Source organism: Streptomyces sp. NPDC031497, assembly GCF_055580905.1.
The window spans coordinates 256,636-275,787 of record NZ_JBVIKO010000009.1 but is presented as its reverse complement, the minus strand read 5'-3'; the positions used below and the strand labels follow the sequence as shown (position 1 = coordinate 275,787).

Annotated in this window: 15 protein-coding genes and 1 pseudogene; 14 read left to right on the top strand and 2 right to left on the bottom strand. The window is 70.5% G+C overall.

Annotated features, from left to right (window positions below; translation table 11 throughout):
- Positions 1–156 precede the first annotated feature (156 nt).
- From ACZ5K7_RS21235 to ACZ5K7_RS21175, 13 genes and pseudogenes are all read left to right on the top strand, one after another.
- Positions 157–1,329 carry an acyl carrier protein gene (locus ACZ5K7_RS21235; protein ID WP_468915255.1) on the top strand — a complete coding sequence of 391 codons (1,173 nt, stop codon included), beginning with the start codon at positions 157–159 and terminating at the stop codon, positions 1,327–1,329.
- A complete protein-coding gene (locus tag ACZ5K7_RS21230; protein WP_468915254.1) occupies positions 1,329–2,852 on the top strand; it encodes a class I adenylate-forming enzyme family protein in 1,524 nt (507 codons plus the stop codon). Before ACZ5K7_RS21235 ends, ACZ5K7_RS21230 begins: the two co-directional genes overlap by 1 nt.
- Positions 2,845–4,146, top strand: a complete 1,302-nt coding sequence (locus tag ACZ5K7_RS21225; protein WP_351702404.1) for a type III PLP-dependent enzyme domain-containing protein — start codon at positions 2,845–2,847, stop codon at positions 4,144–4,146. Before ACZ5K7_RS21230 ends, ACZ5K7_RS21225 begins: the two co-directional genes overlap by 8 nt.
- Entirely contained in the window at positions 4,146–4,403 is a 258-nt protein-coding gene (locus ACZ5K7_RS21220) for an acyl carrier protein (protein ID WP_351702406.1), read from the top strand. Before ACZ5K7_RS21225 ends, ACZ5K7_RS21220 begins: the two co-directional genes overlap by 1 nt.
- Before the next feature lie 31 nt (positions 4,404–4,434).
- Positions 4,435–5,634 (top strand): acyl-CoA dehydrogenase family protein, encoded by a 1,200-nt coding sequence (locus ACZ5K7_RS21215; protein ID WP_468915253.1) that lies wholly within the window; start codon positions 4,435–4,437, stop codon positions 5,632–5,634.
- Positions 5,627–6,790 (top strand): acyl-CoA dehydrogenase family protein, encoded by a 1,164-nt coding sequence (locus ACZ5K7_RS21210; protein WP_351702411.1) that lies wholly within the window; start codon positions 5,627–5,629, stop codon positions 6,788–6,790. The genes ACZ5K7_RS21215 and ACZ5K7_RS21210 overlap by 8 nt, the downstream gene beginning before the upstream one ends.
- A gap of 38 nt (positions 6,791–6,828) precedes the next feature.
- The gene (locus ACZ5K7_RS21205; protein WP_468915251.1) at positions 6,829–7,527 is read left to right on the top strand and encodes a 4'-phosphopantetheinyl transferase family protein; all 699 of its coding nucleotides are present in this window, start codon (positions 6,829–6,831) and stop codon (positions 7,525–7,527) included.
- Between the two features lies 1 nt (position 7,528).
- On the top strand, positions 7,529–8,497 hold the full coding sequence (locus ACZ5K7_RS21200; protein WP_468915250.1) for a hypothetical protein: 969 nt from the start codon (positions 7,529–7,531) through the stop codon (positions 8,495–8,497).
- The gene (locus ACZ5K7_RS21195; protein WP_468915249.1) at positions 8,494–10,041 is read left to right on the top strand and encodes an amino acid adenylation domain-containing protein; all 1,548 of its coding nucleotides are present in this window, start codon (positions 8,494–8,496) and stop codon (positions 10,039–10,041) included. The genes ACZ5K7_RS21200 and ACZ5K7_RS21195 overlap by 4 nt, the downstream gene beginning before the upstream one ends.
- Before the next feature lie 25 nt (positions 10,042–10,066).
- Positions 10,067–10,561 carry a flavin reductase family protein gene (locus tag ACZ5K7_RS21190; RefSeq protein WP_351702423.1) on the top strand — a complete coding sequence of 165 codons (495 nt, stop codon included), beginning with the start codon at positions 10,067–10,069 and terminating at the stop codon, positions 10,559–10,561.
- 249 nt (positions 10,562–10,810) lie between these two features.
- Positions 10,811–12,091 carry an MFS transporter gene (locus ACZ5K7_RS21185; protein ID WP_351702426.1) on the top strand — a complete coding sequence of 427 codons (1,281 nt, stop codon included), beginning with the start codon at positions 10,811–10,813 and terminating at the stop codon, positions 12,089–12,091.
- 332 nt (positions 12,092–12,423) lie between these two features.
- Positions 12,424–15,783: an AfsR/SARP family transcriptional regulator gene (locus tag ACZ5K7_RS21180; protein ID WP_468915248.1), complete on the top strand. Its 3,360-nt coding sequence runs from the start codon at positions 12,424–12,426 to the stop codon at positions 15,781–15,783.
- 145 nt (positions 15,784–15,928) lie between these two features.
- Positions 15,929–16,081, top strand: a pseudogene (locus tag ACZ5K7_RS21175) (FAD-dependent monooxygenase); the annotation flags it as partial.
- Here the strand turns inward: ACZ5K7_RS21175 and ACZ5K7_RS21170 are convergent.
- Both ACZ5K7_RS21170 and ACZ5K7_RS21165 read right to left on the bottom strand, forming a co-directional pair.
- Positions 16,081–16,674 (bottom strand): serine/threonine-protein kinase, encoded by a 594-nt coding sequence (locus tag ACZ5K7_RS21170; protein ID WP_468915247.1) that lies wholly within the window; start codon positions 16,672–16,674, stop codon positions 16,081–16,083. The pseudogene ACZ5K7_RS21175 and the gene ACZ5K7_RS21170 overlap by 1 nt on opposite strands.
- A gap of 1,235 nt (positions 16,675–17,909) precedes the next feature.
- Positions 17,910–18,377 (bottom strand): hypothetical protein, encoded by a 468-nt coding sequence (locus ACZ5K7_RS21165; RefSeq protein ID WP_468915245.1) that lies wholly within the window; start codon positions 18,375–18,377, stop codon positions 17,910–17,912.
- Between the two features lie 140 nt (positions 18,378–18,517).
- Between ACZ5K7_RS21165 and ACZ5K7_RS21160 the strand changes: the two genes are divergently transcribed.
- Complete coding sequence (locus ACZ5K7_RS21160) at positions 18,518–19,042, top strand: hypothetical protein (protein ID WP_468915244.1); 525 nt, start codon at positions 18,518–18,520, stop codon at positions 19,040–19,042.
- Positions 19,043–19,152: the final 110 nt, after the last annotated feature.

Here is a 19,152-nt window from a genome sequence, read left to right as displayed (position 1 = left end):
CCGGAGGGCGAGCGCCGCGCGGCATGTCATGGACCGGCACGCGGCCCCCGCCTCACCTGCCGAACACGTGGCGACAGCCGAGTCCGCGAAAACCCGTGTCGGTCCGCCGGGCTCACCCACCCGGTTGTCCGAGGCGCTCGGCGCGGGGGCCTCGGCATGATGCAGACCCCGCCGCCCGCCATGGCGTACGAACTCTTCGACTGCCTCCAGGTGAACCTCGCCGTGCTCGCCGACCGGTGGCACGGTCCGGGTACCCACCTGCGTCTCGGCGCGACACTGCGCTTCGGTCCCGAGACCGGGGCCGACGGGTTGCCGACCGTGGCGCGTACCGTCGAGCAGCACCTCGCCGACGCACGGAACGCTCTCGGAATCGCGGTGCGCGCGCTGCACCGGGCACCCGCGACGACGGACGTCCCCCTGACCGAGGGGTGCTACGTGGTGTCGGACGCCTACCACCTGCCGTGGGTGCCCTACTTCCAGCAACGCCACATGGCGCACAGTTTCCTCGCCGAGACCGACGGCACGGGCGACGTGAACGTCGTGGACGGCTATCACAACGAAACCCCGTGGGGCAGCGCGCGCCCCGGACTGTGGACCCTGCCGGCCCAGGACTTCATCGCCGCCGTGCCCAGCCCTGCCCTGATCGCCGAGCTCGCGCCCGCGGCCGAGCGGCCCGGCGCGGCTGCGGCCGCCCTCGACCTCGCGGGACCCGAAGCCGTCGACGCATACGTCGACGCCTATGCGCGGTACCCCGACCGCAACGCCGCCCTCAGCCAACTCACCCTGGAAACCTGGTTCCTCGCCCGGTCGCGCAAGCTGCACGCCGACTTCCGTGCGGAGTTCGGACCGTCGCCGGACAGCGCGGTCGGCACCCACCTGCGCGCCTGGGACTCCCTCACCGAGCAGACCTACCTGGCCCTGCGCCGGGTCGAACGCGGCCGGGCCGAGCCGCCGGCGCTGCTGCCCCGCCTCCGCGAGCAGCTGCACGCGGACGGCGTGGTCTTCGGCGACGCCCCGGCCGCGGGCGACATCGCCGAGTCGCCCTCCGCGGTGGGCGCCGAACTGCGCGGCATTGTCGCCGGTGTGGCCGCGGCAGTGCTCGGCACCGGGGTCGAACCGCTCCTGAACGGACAGCTCCTCAGCGATGTGCCGCGGTTCAGCTCCTTCCGGATAGTCGAGATCGTCGAACGTCTGGAGGAGGAGCTGCACTTCGAGTTCGACGCCGACGACCTAGTGCCCGAGAACCTCCACGACATCGACGCCATCTGCGCAATCGTGCGGCGATCTCTGTACGCCGAGCCTGCGCTCGCCCACCTCGAAGAGGCCTGATGACTACTCAGCCCCCTGCTGCGCTGCTGCACGAACTGCTGGACGAGGCGGCTGTGCGCTGGCCGGATCGTCCCGCTGTGACGTGCCAGGACCGCACCGTCACCTACCTGGAACTGGCCGCCGCGAGCCGGCGCGTCGCCCACTGGCTGGGCGAGCTGGGCCTGCGGCGCGGACACCGGCTGCTGGTCAGCGCACAGGCATCCACCACGGTGCCCGTTCTGGTCCACGCCGCCTCGCGCCTGGGCGTGGCCTTTTCGCTGTTGCACGAGCAGGTGCGAGGCGAGCAGCTCGAGCACGTGCTCAACGACAGCGAACCCATGCTCGTCGTCAGCGACTCCGAGCCCAACCAGGCGACGGCGGGGCGGCTGGGCGTACGGGCCGAGGACCTCGCGACGGTGACGGCACGCGCCTTCGACGCCGAGAGCAAGACCGGGCCGATACCGACCGCGCCGCTCTCCGTGGACCCGGTCTGCCTGATCTACACCTCGGGCACGACCTCGCTTCCCAAAGCCGTCGTCAGCACCCACCAGCAGATGCTCTTCGCGGTGCGGGCCATCCAGCAGGTGCTGGGCTACCGTCCGGACGACGTGGTCTACAGCCCGCTCCCGCTCTCCTTCGACTACGGCCTCTACCAGCTCATTCTGGGAGCCGGCAGTGGAGCCCACGTCTGGCTGGGCCGCCCCGCGGAGGTAGGGCCGCCGCTGCTGACCAACTTGCTGCGCTCGCGGGCCACCGTGCTCCCCGCGGTCCCCGCGGTCGCCGACGCCCTGGCGCGGCTGCTGCGGCGCGCCGGCGAACGCAGGCTCTCCTTGCGGATGCTGACGAACACCGGTGCCGCGATGCCGCAGGAGACTCTGACCGTGCTTCGCGCGAACCTCCCCGCACTGGACGTGCACCTGATGTTCGGGCTCACCGAGTGCAAGCGGGCCACCATCATGCCGGCGAACGGAGATCTGGCCAGGCCGGGTTCGAGCGGGCTGGCACTGCCCGGCACCGAGGTCTTCGTCGTCGACGCGCAGGGTGGGCGGCTCCCCGCCGGTGAGATCGGCGAGATCGTGGTCCGGGGCCCGAACGTCATGTCCGGTTACTGGCGGCACGCCGAACTCACCGCCCAGCGCTACCCCAAGGCCGAGGGGCTGTTCCCGGAACTGCGCACCGGCGACTACGGCCGGCTCGACGAAGAGGGCTACCTGTACGTCGAGGGCCGACGCGACGACGTCTACAAGGAGAACGGCTTCCGTGTCAGCGCCATCGAGGTGGAGGCAGCGGCACGGCGGCTGTCCGCCGTCGGCTCGGCGGCCGTTCTGGCCCCGGACGGATCGGCGCCCGCCCGTCTGTTCGTGACCGTCACCGACGAGCTGAGCGCGGCGGACGTGCTCCAAGCGATGCGTCAGGTGATCGAGGAGTACAAGATTCCGCGCACCTGTCTCGTGTTGCCGGAACTCCCTCTCACCGGCAACGGAAAGATCGACCGCAAGGCGCTGGCCGCACTGGCGAACCGGGTGGACCATGTCCATGGTTGAGGACCACGCCGGTGTGCTGCCGGTTCCGCCGGCCGATCTGGCGGGCGTCCCGACGCCCGCGTACATCTACGACCTCGCGGAAGTGCGCCGCAACCACGAACTGCTGCGTACCGCGCTGCCGGACCGGGCCGGCCTGTTCTACTCGCTGAAGGCCAACCCGCACCCGGCGCTGCTGACCACGCTGCGCGCGTGCGGCACGCGGCCGGAGGTCTGCTCGACCGGTGAACTGGACGCGGCGCTCGGCGCGGGCTGGGACCCCGGCGACGCGCTGTACACCGGGCCCGGAAAGAGCGATGCCGAGGTCCGCGACGCCCTCACCCGGGGGGTGCGGCTGTTCTCCGTGGACTCTCCTTATGCGATCGAGCAGTTGGACAGGCTCGCCGCGGGGTGCGATGTCACCGCCCGCTGCCTGCTGCGGGTCAACGACGACCAGCCGGTCCCCGGGCAGGGCCTGGTCATGACCGGCGTCGCCTCGCAGTTCGGCGCGGACACGGGCTGGGTGACGGCCGAGCCGGAACGGTTCGCGGACCGGCCGAGGGCCGAAGTCGTCGGACTGCATCTGTACATGGGGACGAACCTCACCGAGGTCGACTCCCTGTACGGCCAGTTCCGGCGGTCCCTGGCCACCGCTCGGCGGTTGACCGGACTGCTCGCCGAACACGGCACACGGGTGCGCGTCCTGGACCTGGGCGGCGGATTCGGCGCACCGTTCGCGAAGGCGGGCGAGGCCGTCGACCTCAGCGCGCTCCGCCCCCGCCTGGAGGAGCTCTTCGACGAAGAGATACCGGGTTGGCGCGGCGGGGCGCCGGAGGTGGTGTTCGAGTCGGGCCGCTACCTCGTCGGCACCGCCGGCACCCTGGTGACCCCCGTTCTTGACGTGAAGCGCTCCCAGGGCAAGGACGTCGTCGTTCTCGCCTCCGGCATCCACCATCTCGGCGGGATGTCCGGACTGCGCCGGCTCCCGGCGCTAGCTCCGCACGTGGTACGCACCGCCGCCGGATCCGGCTCGGCCCCCGAGCTGGACGCCCTCGTGGTGGGGCCGCTGTGCACCCCGCTCGACACCTGGGCACGCGGTGCGAAACTGCCCGCCCTCAGCCCGGGTGATCTGGTCGCCGTACCCAATGTCGGCGCCTACGGACTTTACGCCAGCCTCATCGGTTTCCTCGGCCACCCGCTGCCCGTGGAGGCCGTGGTCGACAGCGACCGGCCCGGCACCGCCCCGGTGACGACCCGTGTGTCACTGACCCGCGCCCCTGTTTCCGCAGCGATCCATCCGACCTCTGGAGTGAACTGATGGACCCCCGCTTCACCGACCTGCTCGCCCCCTTTCTCAAGTTCCTCGGCGACCAGGAGATAACCGCCGAGACTCCGTTGCGGGAGCAGGGTCTGGACTCGATGCAGGCCATCGAGCTGCTCTTCGCCATCGAGGACACCTTCGCCGTGGTGCTGCCCGACGAAGCCATGAACGACGCCACCTTCGCCACCGCAGGCAGCCTCTGGAACGTGATCAGCGCGGCCTCGGAAGCGGGCCCGGCGGCGAGCGTCCGATGACCGGCCACGCCCGCCCGACCAAGGAGCGCACATGAACGCGATCGCACCCGGACCCGCGGTCCTCGCCGGTCCGCCTGCGCCCGGGCAGCCGGCCGTGCTGACCGACCGGGTCGCCGCCGTGGCCGCCGAGCACCTGGACCGGACCGACCGCGACGCCGTCTTCCCCGTCGATGCGCTGGAGGAGATGCGCCGCACCGGGCTGCTGGGTCTGCTCGTGCCGGTCGAGTACGGCGGGCTCGGCGGCGGCATCCGGGACGTGGTCGAGGCGTGCACGTCGCTCGGGCGGGTCGACATGTCCGTCGCGATGATCTTCGCCATGCACTGCCAGCAGGTCGCGGCGGTGGCGAGCCACGGCAACGAGCGGCTGCGCACCGAGCTGCTGCCCCAGATCGCCAACGGCAAGATCTATCTCGCCTCGGTCACCACCGAGGCGGGCAAGGGGGGCCACCTGCTCACCTCCGAGGCGGCCCTCGACGCCACGGGCGACACGCTGGACGTGGACCGGTTCGCGCCCATCGTCACCGGCGGCGCGCACGCCGACGGTTTCCTGGTGACCATGCTCGCGCCGGGCGCCACGTCGCCGAATCAGGTGTCACTCGTCTACGCGCACCGCGACCAGCTCGCCGTCGAGCAGACCGGCGACTGGCAGCCGCTGGGCATGCGGGCCAGTCACAGCGTCGCGCTGCGCCTGCGCGGCACGGTGCCGGAGCACCACGTGGTCGGCGCGCACGGCGACTTCCGGGCCATCGTCACGTCGGTGTTCGGCCCGATGGCACACCTGAGCTGGTCGGCGTCCTGGCTGGGCACCGCAGCCGGCGCGCTCTCCCGAGTGCTGCGGATGCTGCGCTCGCCGGAGTACCGCAACCGGGCCGACCTCGGCTCCGAGCTGCTCCTGACCAGGCTGTCCCAGGCACGCAGGCGTCTGGACACCGTGCACGCCCTGCTCGCGCAGACGGAGCGGACCGTGAGCCGAAGCCCGGATCTGAGCCAGCCGAAGATCCAGCTGCAGCTGAACGCGCTCAAGATCACGGCCGCCGAGGAGTGCTTCGCGGCCGTCGACGGCCTCATCGACGCGGTCGGCATGCGGCACGGCTACCTCAAGGGCTCCCCGACCCGCCTCGAGCACGCGCTGCGGGACCTGCGTTCCGCGTCCCTGAACTACAGCAACGACCGCCTGCACCTGGCGGACGGCAAGCTGGCCCTCCTCGACCCCGAGGTGCGGTTTGTCTGACCTGGCATCCGCTTCCCGGGACACAACGCCGACCGGCTACCGGAAACTGGTCGCGCAGGCGCTGGCGGGCGTTCCGGTCGGCGCTCCGGCGACCGACCTGTGGCGAGCGCTCGGGGCGGCCGGCGCCCTGTCCACGCTGTACCAGAGCGGCAACGCCCTGGGCCCGGTCGCGAACCCGGCACGCCTGGGCGCTCTGCTCCGGGCTGTCGACGCCCGCGCGGACAACGGAGCGACGCTCAGCGTACTGGTGCAGGCGGCCAGCGCACTGCCGGTCCTCGGCTCCGGCCGCTCCGGCCCCGCGTCGGCCGCGCCTTCTCCCGTCGCGGCCGCCTGGGAACACGCCCTGGCGGGGACCGCCCAGGTGGCGCTCGCCGCCACCGACGAGGCGGCCGCGGGCTCCGATCTCAGCGGGCTCGGCACAGAGGTGCGGATCGAGGGCGACCAGCTGGTGGTCCACGGCGGCAAGCGCTGGGTGACCAACGCCGGCACCGCCGAGTACCTGCTGGTCCTGGGCCGGCATCACCCCGGCCGGCACTTCACCAACTTCAGCTGGGTTCTGGTACCGGCGAAGACGGCGGGTGTGACCGTGAGCCCCGCGCCGACCAGCCTGCTCGCGAACTCGGCGACCGGGCACATCGGGTTCGACTCGGTGCGCCTGCCGGCCGATCACCTGGTGGGCAGAAACGGTCGTGGCATGGCCGTGTTCGCCCGGCACATGAGCACGGAGCGGCTCGCCGGGGCACAGTGGGCCGTCGCCCTCACCGGCCGGGTGCTCGCGGACACCCGCGAGCGCCTGCTGCGGCGGACCGTCGACGGAGAGCCGCTGTGGCACAACGCGGTCGTCCGCCAGGGCTTCGCCGAGTGCCTGGTACGCGTCGCCCAGCTGCGAGCGCTGTGCGACAGCCTCGCTGAGACGGCCGTGAAGGGGCAGAGCCTGTCGGCCGGGACCCTGTTGAAGTCCGCCGTCGGGCTGACGGTCGACACCGTGCTCGCCCGGTGCGCTCAACTCCAGGGAGCTGACGGTTTCGCCGCGGGCGGTGCTCAGGGTGTCCGCGCGGAAGCCGGCGTCCTCGGTATCGGCGGGGGCGTGACCGAGTTGATGCTCGCCGGTGTGGCCGACATGTCCGAACAGCTGCTGGCGGAGCTACGGACATGACGGGGAGGGGGTCGGAGCCGGCCGAGGAGTCCGCGCGCATGCCGGTGCGCACCGGGAAGTCCGGTGTCCGGTACGGGATCCACGAGATCGCGGACGGGGTGTGGGTCCTGTGCCGCTCCGACCGGAGTGCGACGGACCCGGCGGAGGCCCACCGGGACGATCTCGCCCAGGCGGCAGGTCTTCTGCCCTGGCGGGCCGAGGAGTTCCTGGCGGGGCGAGCCACCCTGCGCCGGCTCATCCGCGAGGTGCGCCCCGACCTCGCGGACACGGCGGTCCGCCCCGACCCGCAGGGACGCCCCTGCCTGGTCGGGCATCCGGACGTCGGCGTGAGCGTCTCCCACGACGGCGGCCTCAGCGCCGCGGCCGTGGCACCCGGCCGCCGGGTCGGCGTCGACGTGCAACTCCCGCCCGACCGGCCGTCCGAAGGTCTGCTGCGACGATGTCTGAACGGGCACGCCGCACAGCTCGAGAAGCTGCCCGCACCGGAGCGGGCCCGCGAACTCGCCTGGGTCTGGACCGTCCAGGAGTCGTGCGTCAAAGCGGCGGGCACCGGTCTCGCCGGCCGCCCCTGGACCATCCCCGTCACACCCGGCCACCGTCACGGCCGCTGGGGCCGGTACCGCTGGGCCAGTCTGCGCGACAGCTCCCCGATCCCGCTCAGCTGCGCCTTCACCCCTCGCGAAGTCCCCGATGCCAGGGGCCGGAGCGACACCCTGCCCGCCGACCTGGAGTGCTGACGTGATCGACGCCCTCGCCGAACCGCCCCAGTTGAGCTGCTACACGACCAGCCTGGTCTGTTATCTGGCAGCGGAGGTCCCCGCGGTGCCGCGCCGTTTCGCCGAGGCGACCCGGCTGGCGGTGCGCACCGATCTGCCCGCGGGCGAGCTGGTCTTCTCCCACCACACGCGGATCGACGTCACCGCGGACGGCGGAGAGCTGGCCTACCAAGGCGCCCCCGACTGGAGAACGGCCCGGGAAGGGCTGCTCGCCGAACTGGACGCCCAGGGCCGGGTGCTGGCCGTCGCCAACACCGAGCACATCGAATGGGCACCGGGATACGGCCGGGCCGCGGCCCCGCACTGGATCCTGATCCGCGGACGGCGCGACGGCTCCTGGCAGGTGGCCGACCACTTCGCCGCGCTCACCCCGCACGGCGAACAGGAGCCGTTCCTGGGATGGCTGGACGACGCCGGACTCGCGCGAGCCCTGACGCCGGTCCGGGAGTTCGGGACCGAGGTGGTCCGACGGGACCGCATGGCCCTCGGCCGGGCCACGGCCGTTCCGCCCATGAGCCACCACCGCTGGCTGGTGCGCACCGGGGGCGGCCGCCCGCCCGCGCACGAGCCGCGGGCCGGCGCACCGGACGACGGACAGTGGCTGTTCGAGCCGACAGCGGTGCTGTCCCACATCCTCGCGGCGTTGCTCGCGGACCCGGTGGCAGCCGCTCGCTACACGGACGACCTGTGGGCCGCCGCACGCCATCACTCGCACCGGAACGCGGTCCTGGTCTCGGACGGCCTGCTGGATCCCGAGGTGGCCGCCTCCGAGACCACAGCCTGGCAGGAACTCCCCAAGATACTGCGCATCGCGGCCCTTTCCGCGGCGCGCGGCCGGCCACGGACCGGTCTGGTCGAGGAGGCGTTCACCGATCTGATCCGTGCCACCGAGAAGTCGAGCACCGTCGCACCCAGTGAAGGACGACCGTGAAACAGACTCTGTACGAGTGGTTCGCCGCCTCGGTCGCGGAGTATCCCGACCACGTGGCCCTCGAGATCGGGGCCGACCGCCTGACCTACCGAGAACTCCACGACGCGGCCGCGGGCACAGCGGCGCGGCTGCTCACCGCGGCCGGCGGGGCGCCCCGGCGAGTCGGGCTGCTGGCCGAGCGCAGCGTCCTCGCCTACGCCGGCTATCTCGCGGTGCAGCTCCTGGGAGCCACGGTGGTCCCCCTCAACCCGGCATTCCCGCCTGCCCGGAACGCCGCGATCGTGACCGCCGGCGACCTCGACCTCGTCCTCGCGGAGACAACCGGCCCGGAGACCGGGGCCCTTGCCTTGCCGGCCCCGGTCGTGCCCCTGACCCGTACGCCACGGGCGGCGGACGGGAACGACGTTCCCGCTCACCGGCCGACCGGGCCCGACGGCATCGCGTACGTGCTCTTCACGTCCGGTTCGACGGGCACGCCCAAGGGGGTGCCCATCCGGCACGGCAATGTGTCCGCGTATCTCTCACACGTCATGCCTCGGTACGAGTTGGGGCCCGGGAGCAGGATGTCCCAGACCTTCGACCTCACTTTCGACCTGTCCGTGTTCGACATGTTCGCCGCCTGGGGCAGTGGCGCCACCTTGGTCGTTCCCACGCGACGTGACCTGATGGCGCCGGTCCGGTGGGCGGCGGAAGCGGAGCTCACCCACTGGTTCTCCGTACCGTCCCTGGTGTCCTTCGCACGCCGGATGCGGGCACTCAGGCCGGGTTCCCTGCCGACCCTGCGCTGGAGTCTGTTCTGCGGTGAGCCCCTGACGTTGCAGCAAGCGGAGGCGTGGGCCGCGGCCGCGCCGGAGAGCACTCTGGAGAATCTCTACGGTCCGACCGAACTGACCATCAGCTGCGCCGAGTTCCGACTGCCGCGGCACGTCGCGGAGTGGCCCCGCCCGGCCAACGGCACGGTCCCCATCGGGACGCTCTATCCAGGACTTTCCCACCTGCTGCTCGATACGGAAGGGCGTCCCGCCGACGACGGCGAACTGGTTGTCCGTGGCCCCCAGCGGTTCCCCGGCTATCTGGACCCGCGGAACAACGCGGACCGGTTCCTGCTGCACGACGGGGCCACCGGCACATCGGTCCCCCATGCCGGGGACGCCCCGATCACCGCCGACCACTGGTACCGCACAGGTGACCGAGTCGCCCGGCGGGACGGACAACTGATTCACCTGGGGCGAATGGACCAGCAGGTGAAGGTTCGCGGTTACCGGATCGAACTGGGAGAGATCGAGGCGGTGTTGCGCGAGCGGCCAGGTGTACGCGACGCGATCGTGGTCGCCGTCCCGGACGGTCTCGGCGACCTGTACCTGGAAGCGATCTGCACAGGTCCGGATCCTCAGCCGGAACAGATCCTGTCGGACCTGCGCTCCCGAATGCCCGAGTACATGATCCCTCGGAGCGTGACCGTGTTCGACGAACTGCCCCTGAACGTCAACGGGAAGATCGACCGAAAGACCGTGGCCGCCATGATCGCCGGTCGGCACGGCTAGCCGTCGCACCGCCTGAAGGAGCGCGATGAAGACCGAGGACCGCATACCAAGCCATCAGAGCGTCTCCGCCGACGAATACCGGCATGCGATCTCCCGACTGCCGACCGGTGTCACCGTGGTCACCACGGTCGGACCCGTCGGTTGTACCGCCAACGCGGTCATGTCTCTTTCCGTCGACCCGCCCAGTGTGCTTCTGTCCCTGACCACCGCGAGCCGAACCCTGGCCCACATCCGATCAGCAGGGCGGTTCGCGGTGAACGTCCTGTCCTGGACGGATCGCCGACTGGTGGCGCAGTTCGCCACGGGCACCACGGCGGAGCGGTTCGCAGGCGTGCCCTGGCACGGGGTGGGCGGCGTACCCGTACTGACACAGGCTTCGGTCACCGTGGTCTGCACCGTGCGGGAAACAGTGTCACTGCTGGACCACACACTGATCGCAGGCACTGCGGAGTGGACCCGGGTCAACGAGGCACCGGCGACTGTCCTGTACGGGAACGAGCAGTACGCCGTCGGGTCCTGAACTGCCCACACGATCGCGCGACGCCCGTGTGCCGCCGGCTCCGCCGACGGCCGGAAGTGTTCTTGAAGGCATCAAGATCCAATGTAATAGTCTCGTCTGCAACAGTTGCGCCCCGACCAGGGAGAGAGTTGAGCAGCCGGACTCGTCGAAGCCTTCGAGATGAACGTCGGCGTGTTGTTTCTCCGCGAGCCCTTGGCAGTTCCTTGAAACCCTCCTACTCAGAAAGCAGGGCCGCCCATGCCCGTACGCATGCCCAAATCGTTGAGCGCACTGCAGGAGCGCCCCTACCGGCTCCTGTGGACAGCGCGCAGCATCTCCGCCGTCGGCAACGCCCTGATACCGGTGACAGTGGTGTTCGCCATCCTGCGCTCGGGTGGCAGCGCCCTGGATGTCGGCACGGTGCTGACCTGCCATGCGGTCGGCCAGGTGGTGATGCTGCCGGTGGGCGGGGTCTGGGCGGACCGGCTGTCCCGCAAGCTGGTGCTGATGGCGAGCGACGCCGTCCAGGCGGTCTGCTACGGCTTGCTCGCCGTGATGTTATTCCTGGACCGGGCGGCGGTCTGGCAGTTCGCCGTCACCTACACGATCGCCGGCATGGCGATGGCCTTCTTCACGCCGGCGTCCAGGGCCGTCGTACCCGAACTCGTCGGCGCTGAGCATCTGCAACCAGCGAACGCCCTGCTCGGTCTGACCGACAGCACCACCAAGGTGCTCGGCCCGGCCCTCGCCGCGCTGCTGCTGGCGGTCTCCAGTCCGGGCACCGCGATCCTCATCAATGCCGTCACCTTCCTGCTGAGCTTCGTGCTGGTCTCCCGCATGCACCTGCGCAGGCAGGCGCAGCGGTCCGAGAAGCAGCACTTCTTCGCGGACCTGCGCGACGGCTGGCTGGTGGTGGCCCAGCGCCGCTGGTATCTCGCCAACCTGCTCTGCTGGGGCGTGTGGAACTTCGCGATAGCGTTCTTCTTCGTCCTGGGCCCGGTCGTGATGCAGGACGGCCACGGCGGAGCCACCTCCTGGAGCGTGATCATGATCACCGGTTCGGTGGGCTCCATCGTCGGCGGGCTGGCCGCGCTGCGCTACCGGCCGCGCCGCCCCCTGGTCACCGCGAACGCGGCCGCGGTGCTCGGCGTCGCCCCGCTGGCCCTGCTCGCTCCCCCCGCCCCGCTCTTCGTCATCGCTCTCGGTGTGGCCGTGGCCTTCATCATGACCTCGCTCGTCGGCGAGATCCTGGCGACCACGCAACAGCAGCTCTTCCCCGAGGAGATGCAGGCCCGTGTCAGCTCGCTGGACTGGATGATCTCGTTGATCGCCATGCCCGCCGGCTACGCCGCCGCCGCTCCGGTGTCCCAGTTCCTCGGGATGCGCACGACCCTGCTGGCCGCCGCGGCCCTCATCGGCACACCGTGTCTGTTGCTGAACCTGCTGCCGGGCGTGCGCTCGGTCCAGCGCCTCCCCGACGGCAGTATCGGCATCGCCGACGAGCGGGACACCCCTGCGCCCCTGCCCGGAGCCACATCGGTCCCTCTGTGAGGGTCCCGACCGAGACACCCGGTTCACCGGGTCAGTGATCCGGCCCGTTGCCTCTCGACCGTCGACGCGGACGCGGGTTGCCGAGGGCTGCTCGGCACCCACCGTCGTTCCCGCATGCACAGGCTTCGCAAAATGCCCGGGACGCTGTCCCAAGTGCATTGATGCACCTGCCATGCGCACGCCATGCGGCACCCATGCGGGGGTCGACTGGAAGTGGATCAGCATGCAATGGTTGCTGGGAAACACCCAGGCGAACCGGGCTGACGACGCACGCCGGGCGCGCTGTCGGCGACCCCGGCGGCAGCTCCGGCTTACGGGGGTTACTGACGGCTATGCGCTACACATTACTCGGACCGGTCGGGATGGACTTCGAGGGCATGCCGCTGGCGGTGAAGCGTCCGCGGTGCCGGGCTGTCTTAGCCTATTTACTTCTGCACGCCAACCGCGTCGTCTCCACGCAGCAGCTGATCGACGCGCTGTGGGGAGGTTCGGAGCCGCAGACGGCCCGTTCGCAGATCCAGGCCGACATCGCGACGCTGCGCCGGGTGTGCCGCGATGCCGGAGCCAAGATCCCGGTCGAGAGGCGGGCCCCCGGCTATTCGATCGCCGTCGACGACGGCGAGCTCGACCTGGACGTCTTCCGCAACGGCATGGCCCGGGCCCGCCAGGAGGCCGCGCGCGGCGACAGCCGCTCGGCGGTGCGCCTGATCCGCAAGGCGCTCGCGCTGTGGCAGGGCATGCCGCTGGCCGACATCGCTGTCAGCTACGCCGAGTCCGCGCAGACCCAGCTGACCAGCCTGCGCCTGACCGCCTATGAGGATCTGGCCGACCTGGAGATCGGCGAAGGGCACTACGGCGCGCTCATCGACGACCTGATGCCGCTGGTCGCGGCACATCCCCTCCACGAGAACCTGCGCGTCAAGCTGATGCTCGCGCTGTACCGCTCGGGCCGTCAGACCGCGGCGCTGGAGCAGGCGCGCGAGCTGCGCTCGCTGCTGGCCGAGCAGCAAGGGCTCACCCCGGGCCGCAGGTTCACCGACATGGAACAGGCGATCCTGCGCGCCGATCCCTCGCTGGACGCCATAACGCCGACCCCGCCGGCCGAGCCGCCGCACCCCCTGTCCGAGCAGGAATCACCCCCGGTGCCCGACGCCCCGGACGGCGCACTCTCCGACGCCCCGGCCGCGCACCCGGCACCGCCGGTGCCGATGCAGCTGCCGTCGACGCCCCAGCTGGTGGGCCGGCGGGACCTGCTCGACCAACTCGACGACTTCCTGGCCGGGAACCTGTCCGACGAAGCGGTCCCGGGCACGGTCGCGGTGGTCGGCCCCGCCGGCGTCGGCAAGACGACGCTGGCCGTGCACTGGGGCCGTACGATGGCCGAGCGCTTCCCCGACGGCCAGCTCTACATCAATCTGCATGGCCACGACACGCAACGCGCGATGCCGCCGACACGGACGATCGCCCGCGCGCTGCGCTCGCTGGGGCTGTCCCGGGACGCCATTCCGGCCGAGGCCGACGAGCTCATCGACCTGTACCGTTCGACGGTCGCCGGCAAACGCCTGCTGGTGCTGCTCGACAACGCCCGGTCGGTAGACCAGGTCCGCCCGCTGCTGACCACCGGGCCGGGCTCGGTGACCCTGATCACCAGCCGCTTCCGGCTGACCGGCCTGGTCGTGCGCGACGGGGCGCGCCAGGTGGCGGTCGGGCCGATGTCGCCGCAGGAGGCCGAGCAGCTGCTGGAACACATGCTCGGTGCCGAGCGCCTGCGCGCCGAGCCGGGCGCGGCCCACAGCCTGGCCGAGGCGTGCGGACGGATACCGCTGGCGCTGAGCATCGCGGCGGCCAACATCGCCAACGATCCGCTGGCGTCGATCGCCGACCACATCAGGGACTTGCGCGACGGCAACCGTCTGGCCGCACTCCAGACTCCCGGCGACAGCGACAGCACGATGCAGACCGTCCTCGGACAGTCCTACGACGCTCTCGACCCTGACGCCCGCCGCTTGTTCCGCCTCCTCGGACTCTCCCCGGGACCGGACTTCACGGTCGCGGCGGCCTCGGTGCTGGCCGGTCTGAGCCGGGCCGAGGCCGGCCGCCTGGTGGACCGCCTGCTGGACGCCCACCTGATCGACCAGTCGGCGGCGGACCGCTTCGCCCTCCACGACCTGACCCGGCTGTACGCGCGAGCGCGCGCCGAGGCCGAGGACTCCCGGCCCGACCGCGAGAGGGCCCGCGGGCGCCTGACCGAGTGGTACCTGGAACGCACCCTTGCGGCGCAGGCGCTGGCCTTCCCCGAACACGCCCGCCTGTCCGGCGCGGAGTACTCCCCCGGCGCGGACTTCGACACCGCGGCCGAGGCGCTGACCTGGTTCGACAACGAGATCCCGAACCTGATCGCGGCCCTGCACGACGATCCGATCGGTGCCCACACCTGGCGGATCGCCGACGGCCTTCGCCCCTACTTCGCCACCCGGATGAACGTCGGCGACTGGATCGACGCCGCCAACGCCGCCATCACGGCCGCCGAGCGCGTGGGCAACGCCGAAGCCCGGTTCAGCGGGTGGTACAGCCTCGCGCACGCGAACATGAGCGTGAACGACTACTCGAAGGCGATGAGAAGCTTCAGGACGGCCCTGTCGATCGCGCGCACCATCGACCACCGCCCCGGCATCAACGGCTGCGAGAACTTCGTCGCGCAGATCCTGATCTTCACCGGGCACCTCGACGAGGCGGCCCGCCGCCTGGAGTCGCTGATGTCCGTGGCACCGTCGCCGCACAGCGTTTCCAGCACGGTGGTCACCCTTTCACGGCTCGGCGAGGTGTACTGCGAGCTGGGCCGTCTGGCCGACTCGCTGCGCGTCCGGCACCAGGCACTGGAACTGGCCACACAGGCCGGCGCACGAAGTCAGGAGCCGTACGCCCTGGTCAATCTGGCCATCGTGAAGCATGCCCTGGGAGACGTGGAGGAAGCCGGCGCGCTGTACACCCGAGCCCTGATCACGCTCAGGGAGTTCGGCGACACGGACCTGGAGTCGGCGGCCCGGAGCGAGCTGGCGGCGGTCCACCTGGACGCCGGACGGCCGGAGGCGGCGCGCGTATGCGCGGAGCACGCGTGGCGCCTGGCGCAGGGGCTCAAGGCGCCTCGGTGGAGCTGGCTGGCACGCAGCGTCCGGGCGACGGTCAACCGGGATCTGCCGGGACACCTGGCTGCGGTCGTCCTGGCGGACGAGTCGGGAAACCCGGGATGGCACATCCGAGCCCTGGTGGCGACCGCGGCCACGGCCGAGGTCCTGGGGCGGCCGGACGCCGCGCGCGACTACGCCTACCAGGCACTGGAGCTGGCGGTGACCCACCATTACCGCATGTCCGAGGCCGACAGCCTGCTGATCCTGGCCCGGACGCAGACGCCGGGCAGCCCCGAAGCCCACGACTTCGCACGCCGCGCGCTGGCCATCCATCGGCAGACCGGACGCCGCCTGGGCGAGCAACAGGCGCGAGCACTGCTGGAGGAGTGGGGAACAGCCGAGGCGAGCGCCCGAGTGACCCGCCTGTTCCCGGTTCCCGCCCGGCAGACGCCCGCCCCCGCCCGCGTCGGGGTTCCAGTTCCACGGCGGTCGGTCGTCGGCCGACGGCCCACCGGAGCGATCCCGCCCCCCGTGGGGATCGGGCCCGGAGCCATGGAGCAGTGACCGCCCGTCCCCACCGGTCTCCGACTGTGCCCCTGACCCGTACTTTCACGTGGTCAGGGGCGCTTGAGGGCAGATAAGTCGGGCACTACCGGGGTCGGACGGTCTGCTCGCTGCGCTCGAAGATGCCCGAGTCCGTCTCCATTCAGCCGAACAGGTCGGCCAGGGTGGCGCGCACGCCGCGGACGGCGAGCGCGGCGTCTTCGCCCAGCGCAACGGCAACGACCACATCCGCGTCAACCTGATCCAGCGCGTTCCGGTCGACTGGACCGCCGCGAGCGGCCTGACGCCCCTGGACAGTCACCGGGGACCATGTGCGGAGCCTTCCGGTTCCGTCGTCTTCTCAGGGTCCTCTGGCCCTGCTGTCTCTATCCCCTGTTCCTGAAGCAAAGCGAGCAGATCGGCGGCGGAGGGGCGGCCGGTGGGGTCCTTGCTTAAGCACTTCTCGATGACGGGACGCAGAGCCGACGGGACTCCCGCGAGGTCCGGAGCGTCATGCGCAATCTTCATGGCGACCGCGATGGGTGGGGCGCCCGTGTCGCCGTCGAACGGTCCCCGGCCCGTCGCCGCATACGTCAGGACCCCGCCCAGTGCGAACACGTCGGCCGCCGCCCCCACCTCGCGCGGCATGCTCAGCTGCTCCGGCGCCATGAAGGACACCGTGCCCAGGACCTTGCCGCTCCGTGTCAGCGGTTCCGCGCTCAGTACCCGGGCGACACCGAAGTCGATGACACGGGGGCCGTCCTCGGGCAGCAGCACATTGCCCGGCTTGAGATCGCGGTGCACCAGACCGGCCCGGTGGATGTCACGCAGGGCCTCGGCGAGTCCCCGGCCCAGCCGTGGCACAGCGTCCTCGCCTAACCCGCCGTTCTTACGCAGCCCTCCTCCCCGCACCTCAAGGTGGGATAGAGGCCTGCAGTCCCGGCTGCTGCGGGCAGCACGGACGTGGCGTCGCTTGACGGAGTGCGATCACAAGGCGGGGCACGGTGGCGCACCGCCGAGGAGCTACTCGTCCACCACAAGCAGCTCGTCCGTCTCAGCGACGCCGGCAAGCCAGCCGACCTCATTCGACCCGACCCCGTACGTGGCCGCCGACACATTCAGCGGCGGGCACACTTCGTCGCCGTCGCACTGCGACTCGTCCAGCTCACACCACCCGTCGAGCTGCGCCAGCTACTGACCTCGGGTCGCCAGAGCAGGCATACCCGAATGAGCGGGTAGAACAGTGGCCATGTGCGACCGCCGGGCGTCGATCACGTTAAGGGTTCGCCAACCCTCTTGTGATTCACGTCTCAGTGACCATCATTGAGGTTACGCACCCAGCCCTAACCAAGCTGGCGAGCGGCACACAAAGAGGCCCCCTGCTGGCTGCAAGGGGCTTTTGTAGGCCGGGATCGGAGGCACTGGCACTGCTTCCGAACCCGGCCTCATTCATCCCCGCCAGATCTCCCGTCGGCGATCTGGAAGCCGCACCTCTCGCGAAGGGTCCGACTCTGCGGGCGGCTGACCGTAGTACACATTGGTCTGATGCACGCTCGGGGAATAGATGTACGTGATGTTGGTGGTGACCGGCGCCGCCTGGGGCCGATCTCGGGCAAGGCGCTTGACGCGGAAGTACCGCCAGGCTCCCCAGCACCAACCTAGTAGTTCACCTACAACCACCAGGTAGTGCAACCAAAGCATCCATTCGTGGAATTGCTCCAACTGCTCTCTCCCTATCGCATGTGTTGCATGTGCGGCCGCGGTAACTCGGCGTCACGGGACCGCAGTGCATCCGCGAGCCCAGCAACTGGGTGTTGCCAGGACCGCGAGACCGCCACCGCGACCTAGCAGGCCGCGACGGCGTTTCCCTTTCCTTTGGTGGTGGACTCGGCGCTCATGGCGCCTACCAGGTCGCCGTTTAGTGCCACGTTCGTGGCGGGGCGACCGCGGAGCGCGTGCTGACGGGTCCACGACTTGTCGTGACCCCTACAGCGGGTGGCGCTTACCGCGTTGCGATAGGGATGTGGAGTTATCAACGAACGGCCGCGGGCCGAAAGTACGTTGCTGTCTTGTTCTCCCGGACCAGCTGTCTACAGCATGCGCAGCGGAGACAGACCGCGCGCGTGCCGCTAGCGACAAAGCGCGGTTCAGAACGTTGTGGACTTGCACAGCAGCCGAACACCGCGTGCGGGACTCTTACCTGATTGGGGATCAGCGAAGATCAAATACAGAAGATCTATTGCCGGGCCATCAGCGCCCGAGGCGAAGTGCGCGGGCCATGAAGTTGTTCGGCTTGTCCCCGGATGCCGGACGATCTTCGAGTAGACGACTTGGCCGTACACCTCGAATCGGAGCGCCTTCGCGCGGCGTGGCCTGATGATGTGCGGGCGGGTCCCGTTCAGCACGAAGAGCGTGGCCGGGTGGTCGCAGGTGATGACGCACTGCAAGCCGCGCGGCCCCTCCTCAATGTGCCAGTCGATGTACTCCGGCGTGAGGCCCGGCGCCAGGTCCTGAGCAATGCCCGCGACCTTGCTCCTGCGGCGGGCCAGGTTCCGCTCAACAATCCCGCCACGCAGTCGCAGGAGCCGTGGCAGCCGGCCCTGGTCGATCCGCACCTTTTGGATCCCGTACACCGGCTCCGACGGCTTGGGGCGCAACGCCAGTGTCTGCGGCTGCCGTTCGGACTGTTCAGGTCACCGGTGGTCCCGCACTCTCGGTCCGACGACTGTCAGATGCGCCTGGCACGATGCCCGGCATGAGCCCGATAACAGAGCTGACGCAGAAAACCCTGGCCGAACGCGGCTTCCGGGGCTTCGTGTCGTTCCGTCAACTGCCCGACAGTAGTGTTCCCACCGGGCACGGAATCTACGTGGTGATCCGCCCGGACACCTCGCCGCCGTCGTTCCTCCCTGCCAGCCCTGCCGGGCACCTCAAGGGCCGCGACCCGTCCGTGACGGCCGACAAACTCGGCGACGCCTGGGTGGATGGGGCGATGGTTGTGTACATCGGCAAGGCCGCGGGCCAGGACGGGCTGAAACAGCGGCTTGCCGACTACCGCCGCCACGGCACCGGTCTGCTGGCCGGCCACTGGGGCGGCCGCTACGTCTGGCAGCTGACTGATTCGGATGCACTGCTCGTCGCCTGGCTGTCGTTGCCCGAGGGCGACGCGGGCGAGGCTGAGCAGGACCTGATCGACGAGTTCAAGGAACTCCACGGAGGGGCACTGCCCTTCGCCAACCTCAGGAACAGCGCCCGGAGGACTCCCGAGACGGGCGTCTGAAACCCGATTGGCCTATCAAATGGAAGATCTCTGGAGATTATTGAGACAGCCAGGACACTTCCTGGGGAGCCGACCTTCCGCATTTCGTACGGAGCGCAGGCGGCCCGATC

Coding starts and splice junctions, on each gene's coding strand:
- ACZ5K7_RS21235 (WP_468915255.1), top strand. CDS start 157: ATGATGCAGACCCCGCCGCCCGCCATGGCGTACGAACTCTTCGACTGC.
- ACZ5K7_RS21230 (WP_468915254.1), top strand. CDS start 1,329: ATGACTACTCAGCCCCCTGCTGCGCTGCTGCACGAACTGCTGGACGAG.
- ACZ5K7_RS21225 (WP_351702404.1), top strand. CDS start 2,845: ATGGTTGAGGACCACGCCGGTGTGCTGCCGGTTCCGCCGGCCGATCTG.
- ACZ5K7_RS21220 (WP_351702406.1), top strand. CDS start 4,146: ATGGACCCCCGCTTCACCGACCTGCTCGCCCCCTTTCTCAAGTTCCTC.
- ACZ5K7_RS21215 (WP_468915253.1), top strand. CDS start 4,435: ATGAACGCGATCGCACCCGGACCCGCGGTCCTCGCCGGTCCGCCTGCG.
- ACZ5K7_RS21205 (WP_468915251.1), top strand. CDS start 6,829: ATGCCGGTGCGCACCGGGAAGTCCGGTGTCCGGTACGGGATCCACGAG.
- ACZ5K7_RS21190 (WP_351702423.1), top strand. CDS start 10,067: ATGAAGACCGAGGACCGCATACCAAGCCATCAGAGCGTCTCCGCCGAC.
- ACZ5K7_RS21185 (WP_351702426.1), top strand. CDS start 10,811: ATGCCCAAATCGTTGAGCGCACTGCAGGAGCGCCCCTACCGGCTCCTG.
- ACZ5K7_RS21180 (WP_468915248.1), top strand. CDS start 12,424: ATGCGCTACACATTACTCGGACCGGTCGGGATGGACTTCGAGGGCATG.
- ACZ5K7_RS21160 (WP_468915244.1), top strand. CDS start 18,518: ATGAGCCCGATAACAGAGCTGACGCAGAAAACCCTGGCCGAACGCGGC.